Origin of the sequence: Paenibacillus jepli (assembly GCF_047238105.1) — a bacterium.
Lineage (GTDB): Bacteria > Bacillota > Bacilli > Paenibacillales > Paenibacillaceae > Paenibacillus_D.
In genome coordinates, this window is sequence record NZ_JBDFMD010000001.1 from 234963 (window position 1) to 253595 (window position 18633).

At 56.5% G+C, this 18633-nt stretch carries 18 protein-coding genes; 3 read left to right on the plus strand and 15 right to left on the minus strand.

Annotation, left to right across the window (positions count from 1 at the left end; all coding sequences use genetic code 11):
* Positions 1–56 precede the first annotated feature (56 nt).
* Positions 57–713 carry an RraA family protein gene (locus tag ABC336_RS01145; protein ID WP_413236908.1) on the minus strand — a complete coding sequence of 219 codons (657 nt, stop codon included), beginning with the start codon at positions 711–713 and terminating at the stop codon, positions 57–59.
* 240 nt (positions 714–953) lie between these two features.
* Here ABC336_RS01145 and ABC336_RS01150 point away from each other — a divergent pair, with 240 nt between their 5' ends.
* A complete protein-coding gene (locus ABC336_RS01150) occupies positions 954–1679 on the plus strand; it encodes a hypothetical protein (protein WP_413236909.1) in 726 nt (241 codons plus the stop codon).
* A 217-nt stretch (positions 1680–1896) separates the two neighbouring features.
* Here the strand turns inward: ABC336_RS01150 and ABC336_RS01155 are convergent, their stop codons facing one another.
* From ABC336_RS01155 to ABC336_RS01190, 8 genes are all read right to left on the minus strand, one after another.
* Positions 1897–2982 (minus strand): glycosyltransferase family 4 protein, encoded by a 1086-nt coding sequence (locus tag ABC336_RS01155; RefSeq protein ID WP_413236910.1) that lies wholly within the window; start codon positions 2980–2982, stop codon positions 1897–1899.
* Complete coding sequence (locus ABC336_RS01160) at positions 2979–4988, minus strand: WD40 repeat domain-containing protein (RefSeq protein WP_413236911.1); 2010 nt, start codon at positions 4986–4988, stop codon at positions 2979–2981. Before ABC336_RS01160 ends, ABC336_RS01155 begins: the two co-directional genes overlap by 4 nt.
* Positions 4873–5997 (minus strand): zinc-dependent alcohol dehydrogenase, encoded by a 1125-nt coding sequence (locus ABC336_RS01165; RefSeq protein ID WP_413236912.1) that lies wholly within the window; start codon positions 5995–5997, stop codon positions 4873–4875. Before ABC336_RS01165 ends, ABC336_RS01160 begins: the two co-directional genes overlap by 116 nt.
* A 63-nt stretch (positions 5998–6060) precedes the next feature.
* Entirely contained in the window at positions 6061–6939 is an 879-nt protein-coding gene (locus ABC336_RS01170; protein WP_413236913.1) for a carbohydrate ABC transporter permease, read from the minus strand.
* Between the two features lie 19 nt (positions 6940–6958).
* Positions 6959–7915, minus strand: coding sequence for an ABC transporter permease (locus ABC336_RS01175; protein ID WP_413242408.1), 957 nt, complete (start codon positions 7913–7915; stop codon positions 6959–6961).
* A 94-nt stretch (positions 7916–8009) separates the two neighbouring features.
* Positions 8010–9392 carry an extracellular solute-binding protein gene (locus ABC336_RS01180; RefSeq protein WP_413236914.1) on the minus strand — a complete coding sequence of 461 codons (1383 nt, stop codon included), beginning with the start codon at positions 9390–9392 and terminating at the stop codon, positions 8010–8012.
* A 9-nt stretch (positions 9393–9401) separates the two neighbouring features.
* On the minus strand, positions 9402–9674 hold the full coding sequence (locus ABC336_RS01185) for a hypothetical protein (protein ID WP_413236915.1): 273 nt from the start codon (positions 9672–9674) through the stop codon (positions 9402–9404).
* Positions 9675–10161: 487 nt separating this feature from the next.
* Positions 10162–11559, minus strand: coding sequence for an extracellular solute-binding protein (locus ABC336_RS01190; RefSeq protein ID WP_413236916.1), 1398 nt, complete (start codon positions 11557–11559; stop codon positions 10162–10164).
* Between the two features lie 155 nt (positions 11560–11714).
* Between ABC336_RS01190 and ABC336_RS01195 the strand changes: the two genes are divergently transcribed.
* Positions 11715–11930, plus strand: coding sequence for a hypothetical protein (locus ABC336_RS01195; RefSeq protein ID WP_413236917.1), 216 nt, complete (start codon positions 11715–11717; stop codon positions 11928–11930).
* A 32-nt stretch (positions 11931–11962) separates the two neighbouring features.
* Positions 11963–12370, plus strand: a complete 408-nt coding sequence (locus tag ABC336_RS01200) for a phosphotransferase enzyme family protein (RefSeq protein ID WP_413236918.1) — start codon at positions 11963–11965, stop codon at positions 12368–12370.
* Positions 12371–13040: 670 nt separating this feature from the next.
* Here the strand turns inward: ABC336_RS01200 and ABC336_RS01205 are convergent.
* The 6 genes from ABC336_RS01205 to ABC336_RS01230 form a co-directional block, all read right to left on the minus strand.
* The gene (locus tag ABC336_RS01205) at positions 13041–13394 is read right to left on the minus strand and encodes a winged helix-turn-helix transcriptional regulator (protein ID WP_413236919.1); all 354 of its coding nucleotides are present in this window, start codon (positions 13392–13394) and stop codon (positions 13041–13043) included.
* Positions 13395–13544: 150 nt separating this feature from the next.
* Positions 13545–14105 carry a 6-phospho-3-hexuloisomerase gene (hxlB, locus tag ABC336_RS01210; protein WP_413236920.1) on the minus strand — a complete coding sequence of 187 codons (561 nt, stop codon included), beginning with the start codon at positions 14103–14105 and terminating at the stop codon, positions 13545–13547.
* A gap of 4 nt (positions 14106–14109) precedes the next feature.
* Positions 14110–14742, minus strand: coding sequence for a 3-hexulose-6-phosphate synthase (hxlA, locus tag ABC336_RS01215; protein ID WP_413236921.1), 633 nt, complete (start codon positions 14740–14742; stop codon positions 14110–14112).
* A 140-nt stretch (positions 14743–14882) separates the two neighbouring features.
* Positions 14883–15776 carry a carbohydrate ABC transporter permease gene (locus ABC336_RS01220; RefSeq protein WP_413236922.1) on the minus strand — a complete coding sequence of 298 codons (894 nt, stop codon included), beginning with the start codon at positions 15774–15776 and terminating at the stop codon, positions 14883–14885.
* Positions 15777–15810: 34 nt separating this feature from the next.
* Positions 15811–16716 (minus strand): ABC transporter permease, encoded by a 906-nt coding sequence (locus tag ABC336_RS01225; RefSeq protein WP_413236923.1) that lies wholly within the window; start codon positions 16714–16716, stop codon positions 15811–15813.
* 25 nt (positions 16717–16741) lie between these two features.
* Entirely contained in the window at positions 16742–18346 is a 1605-nt protein-coding gene (locus tag ABC336_RS01230) for an extracellular solute-binding protein (protein WP_413236924.1), read from the minus strand.
* Positions 18347–18633: the final 287 nt, after the last annotated feature.

Consider the following 18633-nt stretch of genomic DNA (forward strand, 5'->3'; position numbering starts at 1 on the left):
ACTACACTGCTACAATGCGTGCTCAAAGGTCGGCGCTCAGACGTATCCCCGCTGCCTCATAGCACCCCATACTTGTCGTAGACCTCCCGCAGCGTCCGTCCCTCCAGCAGCTCATCTCGCGTATGGTTCTCACGAGTCGCCTTGTCCAGCGCGATATCGAACACTTCCCGCACCCGTGCGGACGGGATGACGACGACACCGTCGCGGTCGCCGAAGATGACGTCGCCGGGGTAGACCATGACGCCTCCGCACAGCACCGGCACATCGTATTCGATAACCTTGCCACGTCCCTGGGAGTCGACCGGCTTTGTACCGGTTGCAAACACCGGGAAGCCGAGCTCGACGATTTTCTTCGTATCGCGGATCAGGCCGTCGACGATGGCGCCGCGTGCCCCGCGCATTTTGGAAGCCGTAGAGAGCAGCTCGCCCCACAGCCCGTTCTGCCTGGACTCGTTGGTGCAGCCGATGACGATCTCGCCCGGCTTGACGCTGTCCACTGCTTCGATCTCCTTGCCGTATGGATCATCGGATACGTAATGGACGTCCACGGACAGCACTGTCTTCGCCCTTCCCGCCACCACCCAGTCACTGACGATCGGATTGATATCCTCACGCATCACCTGATTGCGGAAGCCAAGCTGATCCAGCGTATCGGAGATAACCGCGGTATACAGCGACTCACACATCGTATCGAACAATTGTTGATCTTCCATCCTACTCTGCCCCTTCCCCCATGTCCGTCTGCGACGGCATAATGTATTATCTTGAAGCATATGAAAGTCTCGCCCTCGTGGATGCTGAATGGATACTTTCAAACCTTAGCATTTGCACGAAGGTGATACACTTGAATTACAGCTGACCTCAATAAGGCCCATGGGTTGGAATCAACCAAAGCTCCTACCTTGAGGCGACATTTTGAGGCCACATCCCACCAACGAAACGGAGGATATACGATGATCCCCACGTCCAAAACCATCCCGACCTTCCCTTGCATCTCGATCGCCGAACAAGTCGACTACTACCGCGCCCTCGGTTTTGCGATCACTTATGATCAGCGGAGCCCTTATGGCTATGCTTGTGTGAAGCATCCGATCACAGAGCTTCATTTCTTCTCGATGAAGAGCTACAACCCGCAGAACTCGCTGCATGGCTGCATCATTCAAGTGTCCGATGTCGCATCAGTCCATGCAGAGTGGAAGCAGAACCTGAAGAATGCTTACGGCAAAGTACAGGCTCGAGGCCTCCCGCGTCTATCGGCCTTGAACACGACCAAGGAGGACCGCCGATTCAACCTGACAGATCCATCGGGCAATACGCTGACCGTCAGTCAAGCGCTGGCGAACGAAAAAACGAAGGAGCTGACGATGGAGCCTGCAACGCCATTTGACAAGTCATATCAATTGGCCTATACCCTGACTTACTCCAAAGAAGACTATAAAGCAGCCCTCAAGGTGCTGGACCGTCTGCTTGATCATCTGCCGGATGACCTGTCCCCCGCCAAGCGCTTCCAAGCGCTCGTGCTCCGGGCGGATCTGGCGATGTTGACGGAGGATCCCGATCATGTCCAGGCGTTGCTCCCAGCGATCAGGCAGATTGATACACGAGCCATCGACCCGGCAACGATCGAAGTGGAGCTGCAAAAACTGGCGGATCTCCAGCAGGCGCTGGATAAGGTGTAATCCCGCCCAAAGCACCTTGAACGCCGAGCGATACCGAGGCAACGCACCCAACACAACAAAATCTCACGAGTACACGTCGGTACAAGGGATAGCGGCACAAAGGGCGCTGCTGTTCACTTCACCAGCCACTTCGACGCTGTAGCGGCACAAAGGGTCGTTGCTGCTCGCCTCACCTGCGACTTCGACGCTAAAGCGGAAAATGGGTCACGGCCGTACGCTACTTGCTTGCCGCACCACGCTCGTCTACCAACCGCTCTAACAGCGGCAAGTAGACGCGGCCGACCTGCCCGATACTGTAGCGTTCTCGAGCGAGCTGTTCGCCTGAAGCAGCCACCCGCTCGCGCAGCTCGTCCTGCTCCAGCAGCCTGCTGATCCTGCCCGCGCATGCTTCGAGATCGCTCGCATCGTACAGGCCCGCTGCCCGTTCACCGCCGAGCAGTTCAGGCAGCGCACCGACCGCGGGGGCGACTACCGGGCAGCGGCAGGCCATCGCTTCCAGCACCGTCATGCCGAACGACTCGTTGGCTGTCGTGCTGACATACAGTCCGCCGCTTCTTGCCGTCTCCGAATACAACCGGTACATCTCCTCGTAGGCAACCGACGGCAACCAAGTCAGATTGTGCAGCTCCAGATCTACCTGCATGACGCGCAATTGATCCTTGACCTCATCAGAAGCGGTATGTCCGCCGACAAGCGCAAACTGCAGATCGTCATGCTTCCCGTTCAACTCTGAGGCCACTCGCAGGAAGGCCCGCCAGTTTTTGTGCTCATCCAGCTTGCCCACCCACAAGATCAGCCGCTTGTCAGCTTGTGCTGCCCAGGACTGACCTGCTACCGGCTCATACCGAAACAACGACGTATCGAGGCAGTTATCGACGTAATGCACCTCCGGGATACCGATGCCCTCAAGGTATTGCTTCATATAATAGGAAGGCGTCAGCACATGACGGGTCGGCAGTTGCTCCCAGTCTTCCCGAAGTCTCCGCAACGGTGCCTCATAGGTCGTGTGCACCTCATGGATGACTGCTCCTTTATAGTCCATCCCTGCCAGAGCTTCATACAGCTCGTAGGTGTCGATAGTAATCACCGCATCGAAATCTCCTGCAGCGATATAGGCCCGGATAGCCTCTACTGTTGGCAGGATGAACGCATAAGGATAGCCCTCAAAAGCGCTGAGCCCGCCATAATCGCCCATAAAACCAAAGTGCGGCCGGGCACCGCCGCGCAGAAACTTCAGCCGGTTGGCAAGCTGCGTTGTGCAGCCGCCGAGGATGCAGTATTTATAAAGGTAGAATATGTTCACCCAAGTTCCACCCGCTCTCCACATTGCTCGCCACGACTCGCTTCATATCGATACAGCTCTGTTCCTTTGGCGGTGTACAAACCGCCTTCACCCCCAGCTGCGAGCAGCTTCACCCCTCGATCCAGGAGCGTCAGCTGCGCTTCTTCCATATTGTAGTGGAACAATACGCCGCCCGAGACCCCGTACAGCCCGCCGGCACGACAGATCAGCTCTTCGCCGCCCCGCCAGAAATGCGCTGCCTTAGACCAGTCGCGCGCTTCGATCTCCACCGTGTGCAGCAGTTGGCCATCCTGGGAATTGACGGCGAATAGCAAGCCGCCCGCCAGTCCCCACAGCACACCGCGGTCGTCACATACGAGCGCGGATATCGCTTTGGCTCCGGCAATCGGCGTCCTGCGCCATCGTGTCGCACCAGCGGCAGCATCCCAGCAGAGCAGCTCCGCCTCCTCCGCCACGGGAGCAATGCCGAGGCCTCCCCAGACCGAGCCGCCAGCATACAGCACGGCGTCCCGGCTGACCAGAGAGACGATGCTCTGATCAGGCAGCAGATGACGTTGAACCTCCCGCTTGCCAGTAACCGGATCGTACAGGGTCAACGCCCCGCCATGCCTGCCGTAAGAAGGCACGGTGCCGATCGCCAGCCGGCCTGCTGCCCAAGCGAAGACAAACGGCCGGTCCTGCTCCTCGACCTGCAGCGAGAACAGCAGCTTGGGGTTATCACCAGGCCGCCAAGCCCGGGCCGGGTCATACGCCATAATATTGGCTTTGGGATAGACGCCTAGATACAATAGACCGTTACCCGCGATCATCCCCTCAATCTGGCCGACGCCCCGCCATGAGGCGAGCGACGGCTCAGCGTTCCCGTATCGGCCCAGTCCCCCGGCGAAGTATCCGCCGACATAGATGGCTCCTTCCGGTCCTTGCGTCATCGACTGCAGCATGACCGGCTGGCCCGCCAGCTCCAGATCGTATGTCTCGTGCGTGTCCGAGGCCGGATCGTACACCCAATACCCGCCGCTGCGATACACACCGATGAGACAGTCCCCCTTCGGATTAAGCGGATGTCCGCGCAGCCATCCGTAATCGCCAGCCGGCTCCGGCATCGGCAGCGCAGTGGCACGCAGTTCCCCCGTCGCTGCATCGTAGCTGTGCAACCGGTCATCCTTGACGAAGTACACCCGGCCGAGTGCATCCGGCTGCGATACGCTTAGTCCGCTGCATCCCTCTAGGGAGCCTTCCCACTCGCCGCTGGCCATATCGTAGATCAGCAGCCGATTGGACGGAGTGAGCCGGGCAAAAAGCTTCCCCCTGCTAATGTCCACATCATAGACGAGCTGGTCATTCTCGCAACCGGGCGGCAAAGCGATCTCCCGCTTCTTGCCCGTAGCCGTGTCGAGCACCACCAGATGAGGTGTACGGGTGCCTGCACCTACATACAGCTTGCCCCCCAGCGCCGCCATGGAGCGCGCATACTGCTCGCCCGGTACGATCGGTCCGTAATCACGGAACGTGTCCCGTCCGGGATCGTACCCGAACACTTTGCCGCCGGGATAGATGCCGCCGTAGATCATCCCGTCTGCATCGGCCGTGAGCCGCCAGGTATAGGTTTCGCCGGGGATAATCACGCCCAGATCCTCTACGCCTCGCTCAGGCGTATAGCGGTACAAGATGCCGCTGCCACCCATATAGATGCCGCTCGGCGCCGCCACGACGCCCCAGCAATGGTCAGAGCCGGGCATGGGCAGCCGGATCAGACTCTTGCCTGCGAGCGGATCGATAATATGCAGCATGCACGGCGAGCCGGAGGAGACGGCATAGATCCTGCTGCCTTCCGGCCCCTCCGTATAAGCGGAAGCCCATACGGCAAGGCTCTGCAGAGGCTCTCCGAGCTTAGCCCCCTTCATCGCGTTCTCCCTTTCCGCCGGAACCGACAGCCGCTTCCTGTGACAGCCGCTCAGACAGGGACGCTTCGTCGCGAGCTCCGGACTGCGGTTGCGGTTCCCCATCTCCTGCCTGCCCGTACAGCAGCACGGTACCCAACAGACTTGCCGGTGACTCGGCGTACCTGCGGAATGCTTCTTCACATTGCTCCGCCGGCAGCACGCCGCTGATCAGCGGCAGCACGCGGATATCGCCTTCGGCGATCAGCCGGATGTACTCCCCCATGTTGCGCCCTTCCGTCCAGCGTACATAACCGTAGGGATAATCCGTGCCTTCCCGCTCATAAACCTCGTCATACCGGCCGGGACCGCCAGCCCTGGATATGAGCACCTGCGCTTCCTTGGCAAACATCAGATCCCGCGAAAAATCCGGTTTGACGTCCCCTACCAGCACCACCTTGCCGCAATCCCGCAGCCAGGTCAGCGACTGATCGATCAGCTCGCCGCTTTTGCCGCTGGCGCAGAGGATCACCGCATCGGCGCCGTTACCGCCCGACAGCTCTGCCAGCATCCTGCCGGCCTCGGCCGGGTCCGCCGCCGTATGGCGGATACCGAGCTTGTGCGCCATCTCGCAGCGCTCCGGCAGCAGGTCATAGACGATGACTCTGATGCCCGCAGCTTTGGCGATCTGTGCGATCAGCTGCCCCAGGATACCGGCGCCGATCAGCGCCAGCGTCTCGCCGAATTGCAATCCCGCCTGGCGCACCGCATGCACCGCGATGGCTCCCAATCCGACTGTCGAAGCTTCCACCGAGCTGACGTGATCCGGCACAGGCACGATCAGGTGGCGGGGCATCAGCAGCCACTCGGCATGCCGCGCATAAGGCGCCCCGTAGCAAGCCACCCGCTGTCCGACCTGCCAATCCTCCATGCCGCCCCCGCATGCCCGGATGATACCAGACGCACTGTATCCTAGCACGACCGGCTCGGTCCGCTGCAGTCCGTTCATCATGAGCTCCGTCCCCGGGCTGATCGCCGAGCACTCCGTCTGCACGAGCACGAACCCGTCCTCCAGCTTTGGCTGTGGCACCTCAGTCATTTTAATCTGTCCACCTTGTGATATGATTGCCTTCATCCGTATGTCTCCTTCCACTGCTATGGCCCCTCTATCATGCTGTTTCGCTCGGTGCCGCATCCGCTATTCTTTGATAGCGCCGATCATGACGCCCTTGACGAAGAAACGTTGTAGAAAAGGGTAGATTACCAGAATCGGCAGCGTAGCGACGATGATCGTCGCGAACTTGATCGATTCGCTGATCCGGAAGACCTCGTCCTGGGTAGCGCCCGAGAGCATATTCTGCGCCGAAGACTGGATCAGGATCTCGCGCAGGATCAGCTGCAGCGGATACAAGCTGCGGTCCTGCAGGTAGATCATCGCCGGGAACCAGCTGTTCCAGTGACCGACCGCATAGAACAGCGTCATGACCGCTATAACCGGCATCGAGAGCGGCAGGACGATCCGCAGCAGGATCCGGATGTCATTGGCCCCGTCGATCTTGCCCGACTCGATCAGGCTGTCCGGGATCCCCTGGAAAAACGTCCGCATGACGATCAGATTAAAGGCGCTGATCGCCCCCGGCAGCAGCAATGCCCAGCGCGTATCGAACAGGCCGAGGTCGCGGATGTTGAGATAAGCCGGGATCAGGCCGCCGCTGAAAAACATTGTGAATACGATAAAAGCCATAAAGAACCGTTTGCCGTCCAGGTTCTTTCTGGAGAGCGGATACGCGCCCAGCGTGGTCAGCACCAGGTTGATCGCTGTGCCGACGCCGACGTAGAATAGCGTATTGCCGTAAGCTTCCCATATCCGCGCGTCTTCGAAGACAAGCTTGTAAGCGTTGAAGTTAAAGCCGATCGGCCAGAAGGTAACCCTGCTCGATGCGATGGCGTAGGCGTCGCTGAACGAGGACACCAGCACATACCACATGGGATACAGGAACAGGAATGAACAGACGATCAGAAAGACAACATTGAAGCTGTCGAATATTACCTCGCCCAGACTGCGTTTGACCACCATGCTATGCTCTCCCTCCTTATCACCAGAGACTGCTGTCGGTCGTCTTGCGGCTGATCCGGTTGGCGATGACCAGCAGCGTGAAGTTGATGACCGAGTTGAACAAGCCGACGGCTGCGGTAAAGCTGTAATCTGCCTCGATGACGCCACGCCTGTAGACGAAAGTGGAGATGACATCCGCCGTCACGTAGGTGCTTGGATTATATAAAAGAATGATTTTGTCCCAACCGACATTGAGCAGCGTCCCGACATTCAAGATCAACAGGATCAGCACGGTCGGCAGGATGCCCGGCAGCGTGACGTTCAGCAGCTGCTTCCAGCGTCCGGCTCCGTCGATCACTGCCGCTTCATACAGACTGGGATTGATCCCGGACAAGGCGGCCAGATAGATGATGGAGTTCCATCCCAGACTCTGCCACAGACCCGAACCCACATAGATCGACCGGAACCATTCCGGCAGGATGAGAAATTGGATCGGTTCGCTGACGATGCCGATCCAGAGCAGCAGCGAGTTGATGATGCCGCCCGGCTTGCTGAAGTCGATGATCATGCCGCAGATGACGATGAGCGAGATGAAGTGCGGCAGATAGGAGATGGTCTGGACAGCCGATTTGAATCTTTTGATCCGTACTTCGTTAAGCAGCAGAGCAAAAGCCACCGATGCCGGGAAGATGAAGATCAGCGAGTAAAAGCTCATCAGGAACGTATTTTTCAGCAAGCGCCAAAAATAGTAGCTTTCAAAAAACTTCTCGAAATTGCGAAAACCGATCCATGGACTATTGTCAATCCCGAGGTACGGGTTAAATTGCTTGAAGGCAATCAGCGCCCCATACATGGGCTTGTATTCGAAGATCAGGAAAAACAAAATCGGGGGAAGCAGCATCAGATATAAATAACGGTTGGCCACCACCCGCCTTATCAAAGCGGGGAATCTGCCGGCCGCAGGCTTTCGGTCGACGGTCTTGGATGAAATCGCCATCATGGCCTCCTTTTCCGGAATAGACACTGCTCTGTCTGCGGAGCGGGGGCAGCGTTCGCCGCCCCTGCCCGCAGACAGCCATTACATCATCGGTTTAGGATTGCGCTTTGAAGCGTTCGTAGGCGGACTGGTATTGTTCCAGCACCTGGTTGATGCCCATTTGCTCCAACTGGGTGATAACTGATGCATAGTCGTCGACCGAACCTCTGCCCATAATCATCGCATTTACGGTTTCGGCTGCATACGTCTGGATATCCGCCATGAGTGGCACGCTGATCTCGGACTCTTCCGTTGTGAACTGAACCGGCGGCATCTTGGCGTCGAAATCCAGATAATCGCTGTACAATTCGAGCGGATTTTCCGTCTGCCCGTTGGCGATCCGGATCTGCTCGGCATATCTCGGATCGGCTACGGTCGCCCAGCTGCCGCCGCCGATCGTATGATTCAGCAGCTCCTGCGTGTTGGTCAGCCCATTGCTCGGATGCGTGACGTCTTCTTTATATACCGGCTCGCCGTCGACCAGTTCGTAGGAGATCCCTTCCACACCAAAGTTGTTGAGCAGGATGCCTTCCTCGGAGTATTGGTAATCGAGCCACTTGACGACCTCCACCGGATTCGCTGTCTGCGAAGATACCGCCAATCCGTGAGCGGCCGCCTGCCAGCGGAAGGAAGCATGGCGTTGATCGCCGTTCGGCCCTTTGGGAGGCAGCACCGGCGAGATCTTGAACGTCTCGTGCTTACCTTCCATTAAGGTAGTGAAATTGCCCATGTACGAACCGGACCAGCCGAACCAGGCGCCCGCTTTGTCGGTCGTCACTTTCTCCGTCAGCGATTGGAAGGTGTTGTCTACCAGGTAGTTGGGGTCAAGCAGACGCTCCTCGTACAGCTTGCGCAGGTACTCGACCACGTCCTGGAATCTGGGATCAGCAGGCCCATACTTCACTTCCCCGCCATCCACGAAGAAGCCGTACTCGACGCCGAACGCCGGCGCAAACAGGAACATGATGTTCTCCAGGCTCACTGTGACAAGAGGGATCTCGTCCTGACTGCCGTTGCCGTTGGGATCCTGCTCGCGGAATGCCTTCAGCGTCTCGTACCAGTCATCCGTCGTCTCCGGCAACGGCAGCCCCAGCGCGTCCAGCCAATCCTGGCGGATCTGCGGGAACATCTGCGTCAGATCCTCTGAAGCAAGAGCGAGGTTGGGCAAATAGTAGATATGGCCTTCCGGCGACGTGATCTGACCGCGGATATCCGGGTTCTCATCGAGAATTCGGGTGAAGTTCGGCGCATGCTCTGCCAGCAGATCCTCCAGCGGCAGCAGCGCGCCCCAGTTGCCGTACTTGGCGGCTTCGGTGCCCCACACGTCGGAGTAGATAATATCTGTCAGCTGGCCGGAGCTCATCATCAGGTTGAACGCTTCGGCGCTTGCTTCCGTCGTATGCTGAAAGTCGATATGGATGTTCGTGTCCTCTTCCATCTTCTGGAACTAATGCTTCTCATTAAAGTTCGTGCCTCTGAAATTGCCGCCGCTCGGCGACCACAGGGTCAGCTCCAGCTTATCCTGGACGATCGGCAGCGACAGCCCGCCCGCCGATCGGCCGCTTTCCGCACTGTTATCCGGGGTATTGCCTTCACCCGAAGCCGGCGGCGGAGTGGCCGGCTCGCCACCGTCCTCGTTATTGCCGCCGCTGCACGCCGCCAATACGGTACTTAACACAAGCAACACAGCCATCAGAACGATCCATTTACGCTTTGCCATACTTGTCGTCAACCCCCTGGGGCTCATTCGATTACGAATGAAAAATTTGGTTACGCATGTTTATAACGCACACGATAACTGCTGTACAATTACAATCCTGCAGCTTGCACTCACCTCCATTACCTACCAGGCTGACAGTTTTGGTTAAGATGCAGTTATACATCTGTTGTACATCATAATAACTGCAGAAAACGAAATTTGTCAACGCTTTCACGGCAATTTTTTACGAAAACGACTCGTTTCCATAGGTTTTTCCTGGAAATTGAGCCATTACTGGCCCCCTTCCTCTTGAAAATCAGCCCACAACTTCGAAATATCTGTTGTATATCTGATGTACTCAATTATATGCCCTCGCACAATCCCTGTCAATTAAATTATCATCATTTTCTTGTTTTGTGTTATATAATATGACACCAAAAAGCACTGCACACCGACCGCCGTTTGCGTTCGGAATGCAGTGCTTGGGAAAAAAACCAGGATATATCGATTAATTGCGGCGATGCTGCTGGATAAGCTGGCTCATCTCTTCATGCAGCACGGTTTCATCAATCAGATTGGACCAGTAGGCATTAAGAAGCTTCCGGAAGCTGCGCAGGGCCACGATCGGCAGTCCCAATTCGCTGTGGTAAAAAAACGCCGGCAGCAGCTCTCTGTACATCAGATAACGCGAAGGCCGGTTCAGGCTGCCGGTCGCCGCCGATTCCGCCACCAGCTTGCGGGCCGGGATACTGACTGTCTTCTCCCGAATGAGGCTCTGCGCCTCCTCGGATGCAAGATAGCGGACGAACTGCCTGGCCGCCTCCTTCTGCCGCGAATTGGCAGCAACGGCCGCACCGATCGTCACCATCAGCATCCGCTGGGGATCGCGGGCCTTGAGCGTCGGCAGCGGGGCGAGGTCGTAATCGAGCGGCAAATTTTTGAATGCGTTCAGATTGAAGTACGTTGCCAGCACCATCGACACCTGTCCGTTTACGAACAACGAGATCGTCTCGTCCTCATGGTCTCCTGCCAGATATTTGGGGAAGATGCGGTGATTGTTGACCAGCCCGCTGTAGATGCTGAGGCTCTTCATCGTATCGGGACTGAGCGTCTGCCTGCCCGAGTCATCAGTTACGGTATGAAGACCGCTCTGCAGCAGGAAGACCGAGTAACGGTTCTCCGAGGCCGGCACAAAGTAGATCGCATGCTTCCCCAGTCTCTCCGACAACGTCTCCGCCGCTCCGATCAGATCGTCCCAGGTCCAGTAGCTGTCCGGTTCGGGCAGCCCCGCCTCTTGGAAGTGCGTCTTGTTGTAGCAGAGGATAACCGGTGAGAACGAGATTGGATACGCATACAGGGAGCCGTTGCTCCAAAACGCTTCGGTGGCGATGGGATAGAGACCGGCATCCGGCTCCAGCGGATCCAGCAGCTCCGTCTGCTCATTCTCCGACAGCTCCTGGAACTGGACGCTGTTAAGCGAGATGACATCCAGCATGCCGTTGTTGATCATCTCCGTCGCGGAGGTGACATGGGTGAAATCGTTCAGCGTCACCGGGAACACATGGATGCCCGGGTGCTGGCGGTGGAACGAAGCGATCAGTTCGTCGAGCAGGAAGTCCTGAGACAAAGACGCGCTGCAGCCAAAATGAATGCGGATCCGCTCCTGGGCCGAGTCCAGCACCATGCTGCCGACCCGGTCGATCTTGACGATGAGCGATTCCTGGACGAGCGCCTCCAATCCTTTGCGGACCGACTTGTTGCTTAGTTGAAACTGCTTGGCCAGCGTGCTCTCCGCAGGCAGATACGTGCCGGGCTGCAGGACACCGCTCAGGATATCGGTCCGCAGCTTATCAATCATATAGTCCAGTCGTTCCCGAAAGGAATGGCGACCTGGTTTATTCGTCATGTACAATTCTCCCTGTAACCAATAGTTTTACATCATATCACCCTTATTTTGCGTGAATGGCACGCAGATGTCAATTCGTTTCTAGTTCTCTACTTCCACTATATGGATGTGTTATACTTTAGTATAGCACGGGAAAAACGGTAAGGATGGATGAAATGCAGTCCTCTGTCGCATTTGATAACGAAGAAAAACGAACGACGCTGCTCAGACAGGCGAGACAGGTTTGCTTACTCGCGCTGCAGCGTTATGACCTGGATTGGAGCCGGGTTGCCTTTGTACAATTTTCGGAATCGGTGACCTACCGGATTACCACCACTCCGGACAGTCACTACTTGCTGCGTATTCACGTGAATCAGGATTCCCCGCGTTAGCAGCGGTCAAAGTGCAGGAGAATCTTTCGGAGATGGAGCAGACAAGCCTTAATTATGGATTGGTACACGGGGATTTGCATCTGGGCAACATCGTTTTCCACGACGGCGTGCCCGCTCCGATCGATTTTGGCCTATGCGGGCACGGCTATTATCTCTATGATGTGGCTGCTCCCATGTTATCCATGTGGCCGAAACATCGGTGGATGCTGCTGAGCAGCTACGAAGCATTGCGACCAACTGGACCCGGGGCGGTTCAGGCGCTGGAAACGTTCTTCATCATGATCATGATCGAGAACTATAGCCATCACGCATCGAACCCACGAGAAGCGGCATCGCTCAAGGCCGAACAGCCGTATGCGCTCGCTTACTTGAAGTTATTTCTGGGTGGAGAGCCCTTTTTGTTCGAGGTTGTGGAGCCGGTGAAGATGGAGTCCGATTAGCGGCCTAGTTCCCGTAACATAGCCGGTTCCATGCAAGGTTCATCACGTAGGATTCCGGCGAAATTCCATTCAACCCAGTCGCGTTGCGATGGATTCACTCGCTGGTCGGAACCCCATTCGTTCATGTTCGGGATGGCCGAGCCGCACATGCTCTCCTCTCGCTTTCTCAAAGGCGGTCCGAAGAAATCCGCCATCAATTTTTTCAAGAAACAGGCCTTGCGGCCACTCCATCGGTTGACATATGTTCACTCCTCCGCAGCCAGATGACGTATGAAATACAGTTCGGCTTCAAGCTCGCGCTCGCCGCTCCAGTAAGGGCAAAAGTGCATTTAAACGCACGAAAAATCTAACATCAACCTTGGATAAGCGCAAAAATACATCTAAGTTGCCCGGAACTGGTAAAATAAGGTATATCCAACTGAAATAGCTGCACTTTTACCTCTATGGTCTGGGATTCGAGCCAAAAGAGGAACCACAGATGTACTTTTGCCCTTATCATCCGGCTGGAGCTTAGGAGCGGCTGCAGCGAGGGACTGCGGCTGCAGCGAGGGACTGCGGCTGCAGCTCTCCCAGTCGTCTTCCCTTTTCCTTCGACCTCCTAATCCACAATTATAGAACGTGCATAATTTCCTATACCATCAAAAAAACGCCCGGCGTCCCGGGCGTTACTTTACTTCCACACAACCTGCTCACCGTACTGCTTGCCCCAATCGTACATCAGACGCAGCACCGGCATCAGGCTCTGGCCGTAGGCGGTGAGTGAATATTCGACGCGCGGCGGCACCTCGGCATAGACCTTGCGCTCGACGAGCAGATCTTCCTCCAGCTCGCGCAGCTGATTCGTCAGCATCTTCTGGGTGATATGGGGGATCATCTTCTTAAGCTCGCTGAACCGCTTGGTTCCCTCGAGTCCCAGATGCCACAGGATGATCAGCTTCCACTTGCCGCCGATGACAGCGAGTGTCAGCTCCTTCTCGCAGTTGATCTCCCGCAGGTTGATCCTCTCTTTCAACACTTGTGCCATCTCGCACATCCCCCCCTCATCCCCCCAGTATACCCGAATCAGACCTATTGCGCTATCACTGCCAGCGCCCGCTGTCGCAGGAGATGAGGGCCACCGCACTTGTGCTCCTGATTTCTCGAAGGGCGCGTGTATGCCGGCCTGTTCCTTTCACTACTCCAAGTTGGCATGACTGCCATACATTGCAGCACCGTCCTGCCCGCTCAGCTCCATCAATCGCAGGATCACAGCGTCATAGAACAACAGCAGCCCCTGCTCGAACAACGAACCCATCGGTTGGACGGATAAACGCTCACTCCCCGCATGGTCCTTCTGCGAAGCCGTTAGCTCGATGACCAGATCCGAGGACGCGGCGATCGTCGACTGGCTGTTGGTCGTCACGAGCGCGACGGTGCCGCCCAGTTGCCGGGCCTTGCCGGCCATCGCCACCAGGCTGGCCGTCTCTCCGGAGCCCGAGCCGAGCAGCAGCACATCGTCCGCGCCGAACGCCGGCGTCGCCGTCTCGCCGACTACATGCGCCTTGATGCCTAGGTGCATCAGCCGCATCGCCAGCGCCTTGCCCATCAACCCCGAGCGGCCCGCCCCGGCGACGAAGACAGCGGAGGCCTCATGCAGGGCCTCCGCCAGCCGGTTCGCCGACTCCGAAGGGATCGATGCGGCAAGCGCCGTCAGCTCGCCGGCGATCCGATCGGCCCAAGCCTGTACCGCAGCCATCCGCTTATGCTCCGCGGACCAGGCGCTGCATCTGCGCGGCAACTCCCGGTTTGTCATCCACACCGGTAATACCGCCGCCCACAATAACAAGGTCCGGCTGGGCAGCGATTACTTCTTTGATCGTGTCCAGCTTGATGCCGCCTGCGACCGCCGTCTTTGCTTGGGTTACGACACGTTTGATCGCCTTCAGCTCGGCAAACGAGTTTTTGCCTGCCGCCTGATGATCATATCCCGCATGTACGCAGATGTAGTCGACGCCTAGCGCGTCGATCTCTCTTGCCCGCTGCTCGATATCCGGGACGTTGATCATATCGACCATGATCAGCTTGCCTTGTTTCTTCGCCTCTGCCACAGCGCCGGAGATCGTCGAATCGTCAGATACGCCCAACACCGTAATGATATCCGCTCCTGCTTCCGATGCCTTCATGACCTCGTATCCGCCGGCATCCATAACCTTCAGATCGGCCAGCACTTGCAAGCCCGGGAAGCGATCCTTGATTGCCTTGACCGCATGCAGTCCTTCATTGATGACCACCGGCGTACCGATCTCGACAATATCGATGTACGCCTCCACCTCTTCTACCAGTGCCAGCGCTTCGGGGATATTCACAAGGTCCAATGCCAATTGCAGCTTCATCTATTCATCTCTCCCTGTCTTCTGAATCTGAGTACAGGCTCTATTTTAGAGACTCTCTTTCCGATTCGGAAGTACGCACTTCAAAGTGGCGTAGTTACCGGGAGGATACTATTGTGCCCCGCAAGGGACAGCCAACTGCTTCATCCTTTGACCGAGCCGATCATGACGCCTTTCTCAAAGTACTTCTGCAGGAACGGATACAGGATCAGCACGGGCAGCGTCGAGACGATGATGACCCCGTACTTGATCTGATCCGCAAATCGCTGCGCGTATCCGCCAGAAGCGCCGCCGGAGCCGGCCCCTTGTGAGAAGACCTGGTTGGAGAGCAGGATATCACGCAGGATAATCTGCAGCGGCTGCAGGTTGTTGTCCCGGATATAGATCAGCGCGGTGAAGAAGTTGTTCCAGTGTCCTACCAGGTAGTACAGGCCAATGACGGAGATCATCGCTTTGGACAGCGGCAGCGCCACCTTGGTAAAGTAAGTGAAATGCGAGCAGCCGTCCATCGCCGCCGCTTCGTACAGCTCCTTGGGCAGCGTATTCTCGAAAAATGTGCGGGCGATGATTAGATAAAATACATTAACGCTGAACGGGATGATAAACACCCATGGCGTATTGATCATCCCCATGTCGCGGATGACCAGATAGGTCGGAATCAGGCCGCCGTTGAAGAACATAGTGAAGACGAAGATGAACATCAGCACTCTTCTAGGCTTGAACTGCTGTCGCGACAGCGCGTATGCGGCAGGCAGCGTAACCAGCAGATTGACGAATGTACCGGCTGACGTATAGAACAGCGTATTGCGATACCCCATCCAGATCCGCTCGTCCTGGAAGATCTGGTTGTAGCCAAAGAAGCTGATCCCCTTTGGAAACAGTAGCACCTGTCCAGTAGAGACAAGGGTCGAATCGCTAATGGAAGCAATGATGATAAAGTACAGCGGATATGCAATGATCAGGAAGATCAATGCACAGCACAGGAACAATGCTATACGAAAAGCAAGCTCACTGCCGCTCAGCCGCAAGCGGGTCATACCCTCACCTCCTCATTGAAAATATGCCGCGCCGCTAGAACAAACTCGTATTGGACGCTCGCTTGGAGATCTGGTTCATCGTAATCAGGAAGAAGAAATTAATCACCGTATTGAACAGCCCGATCGCCGCCGCCAGACTGAACTGATTGGAGACGATGCCGATCTTGTACACATACGTCGAGATGACCTCCGAGACAGGCAGGTTGAGCGAATTCTGCATCAGGAAGATCTTCTCGAACCCGGTGCTTAGAATATTGCCCATACTCAGGATGAACAAGATGATGATCGTCGGCAACAGTGTCGGAAAATCGATATATCGCACGGTCTGCCAACGGTTCGCCCCGTCGATCTTGGCCGAATCGTATAATTGCGGATCGACCCCGGAGAGGGCCGCCAGATAGATAATGCTGCTCCAGCCCGCATGCTGCCAGATATCTGACAGCACGTAAGTCGGGATGAACGTCGTCGTTGAACCAAGCAGATGGATATGGCCCAGCCCGATTGACTGCATCAGAAGGCCGACGATTCCGGTACTCGGGGACAACAGGACATGCAGCATGCCGACCAGCACGATGACCGAGATAAAGTGCGGTGCATAGACAGTCGTCTGCATCAGTTTTTTCCAACGCCGATTCTGGATCTGATTGAGAATCAGAGCCAGGATGATCGGCGCGGGGAAGCCGACGACGAGCGTTGACAGACTGATCAGAAACGTATTGCGGATCAGATCGGTGAACAGGTAGCTGTCGATGAACTGTTGGAAGTAATACCATCCCCGCCACTCGCCGCCAGTCAGCCCCTTGCTGAAGTCAAAATCGCGGAAGGCGAGCTGCGCGCCGTACATCGGGAGGTAGTTGAAGATCATAATGACCGCCAGCGCCGGGAAGATCATCATCCATAGTTGATAGTCCTGCCGCAGGCTCTTGAGCATAGATCGCATCGCCGTTCCTCCTCCTCCTCATTCGCTATTGTTCCTGCAGATGCTCGTCGTAGTATTGCTGCATGATCTCAAGGTTCCGCTCGAGGCCCGCTCTGCTCATCTCGGTGACAAACCGTTCCCATTCGGCTTCGATGCCGCCGTTGATGACCCACTTCGCAAAGGAAGTCTCGGCCAGATTCATGATATTCGTATTGTTCAGACTCAGCGTATTGTTATCCTGGGTCGAGTACTTGATGAATAATCCCGGATAGATATCCCGCATCGGATCGACACCGGCCAGCGCATCAGCCAGAGGCTCGGACTGGGTCAACACCTCCTGCATATCCTTGCCCAGTGCCAGCTCCATGTCATCCGAGATGTAGAATGCGCCGTGATCCGCCCATGAAGAGGTCCATTTCCATGTCCCCGGGTCCATCTGCGCATCCTGCGGCGGGAGCACGCTATACGTGCCGTCGCCATGATCCTCGATATTCGGTCCGATCGAGCCGAACAGCACCTGGATGCCAACCTTCGGATCATACAGCTCGTTGATGAACCGCATCGCTGCTTCCTTATTTTTGGAGGTCGCCGACATGACGATATGGTTAGCGCCGTAGTTCAAGTTGAACGCATCGTAGCTCCAGGACACCTCCGTACCGGGTGTAGCCTGCAGCGGCGGCATCGATGTGTACTGCGGAGCCACCTGCTCCCCGAACCGGTCCGAAGCGACCCAGCCCCACGTGAAGCCGATTTTGGCCGTATCCCCAGTCCCCCTGCCCAGCGCCTGGTACTTGGTATAATCGCTGGTGAACACTTCCTGATTGATCAGACCTGCCGCATACAGCTTATGGAGGAAGCCTGCCATTTCCTTGAATCGTTCGTCGATGAGGAAGTTTTTGACCTGCCCATCCTCCACGAAGTACCCTTGCCCGCTCACTTCCGCCGAGATCGTCATGCCCATTCCGCCGAGCATCACTGCGGGGTTGAAATAACCGCCGATGCCGCCTGGCCAGTCCATCGGAATCTCGTCACCCGGATCGCCGTTACCGTTGGCATCCTCATTCTTGAACGCCAGCAGCACCTCATACAGTTCATCCCAAGTTGTCGGCACATCCAAGCCAAGATGGTCCAGCCATTGCTGATTGATATATTGGCGCGTAGAAGAGTCCGGCCAGTACCGCTGGTATTTGGGCAGCCCATAGATTTGACCGTCGCGCTGGGTCGCGATGCTCAGCGTCTCGGGCTTCTCGTCAAACATCCGCTGGACGTTGGGAGCCAGCTCCATCAGCTCATGAAGATCCTGGAACAGTCCCTGGAACTGGGCGAAGTCAGCATCCGTTATGATGTTCGGTCCTACGAACAGATCCGGTACGTCACCGCTGGCGAGCATCGTTCCTTTCATCTGTTCCCAATCTGCAGAGATCTCCTGCCAGTCGATCTTCACACCTGCAGCCGCTTCTACTTCCTGCAGCCACTCCATCTCTGCAACCGGTTTCGTAAGTGCGTGCTTGTTGACGATTCCCTTCAGTCGTACCGGTGTCGTGCCGTCTCCCGGATCACCGCCTGACGCATTCTCCGAATTGGAGCAAGCAGCAAGTACGGCTGTGGAGATCAAGACTAGCGAGAGCGTGGTTCCTAACGTTTTGCGCATAATATGGAATTCCCCCTACCTCATTGGATTCTTGCCTGCCAAGCAGCAGCGAATCAGGATGAACTCTGGATGCAGCGGGCGTTCTGCTCTTGCGGCCACCTAACTGTACCCTGACGTTACAACTGCCGTATACAGGCATTTTTTGAACGCTTTCATTTTTTGAGAGCGATTTATTCGACTTCTCTATGAAACGCTTACAACGCAGTTCTGGCACGGCTTTTGAAAAAATGACATGCTTGAAATTTCGCCTATGCCAGCTAATTGGCAACAGTAAGGCTGTCCGCCGC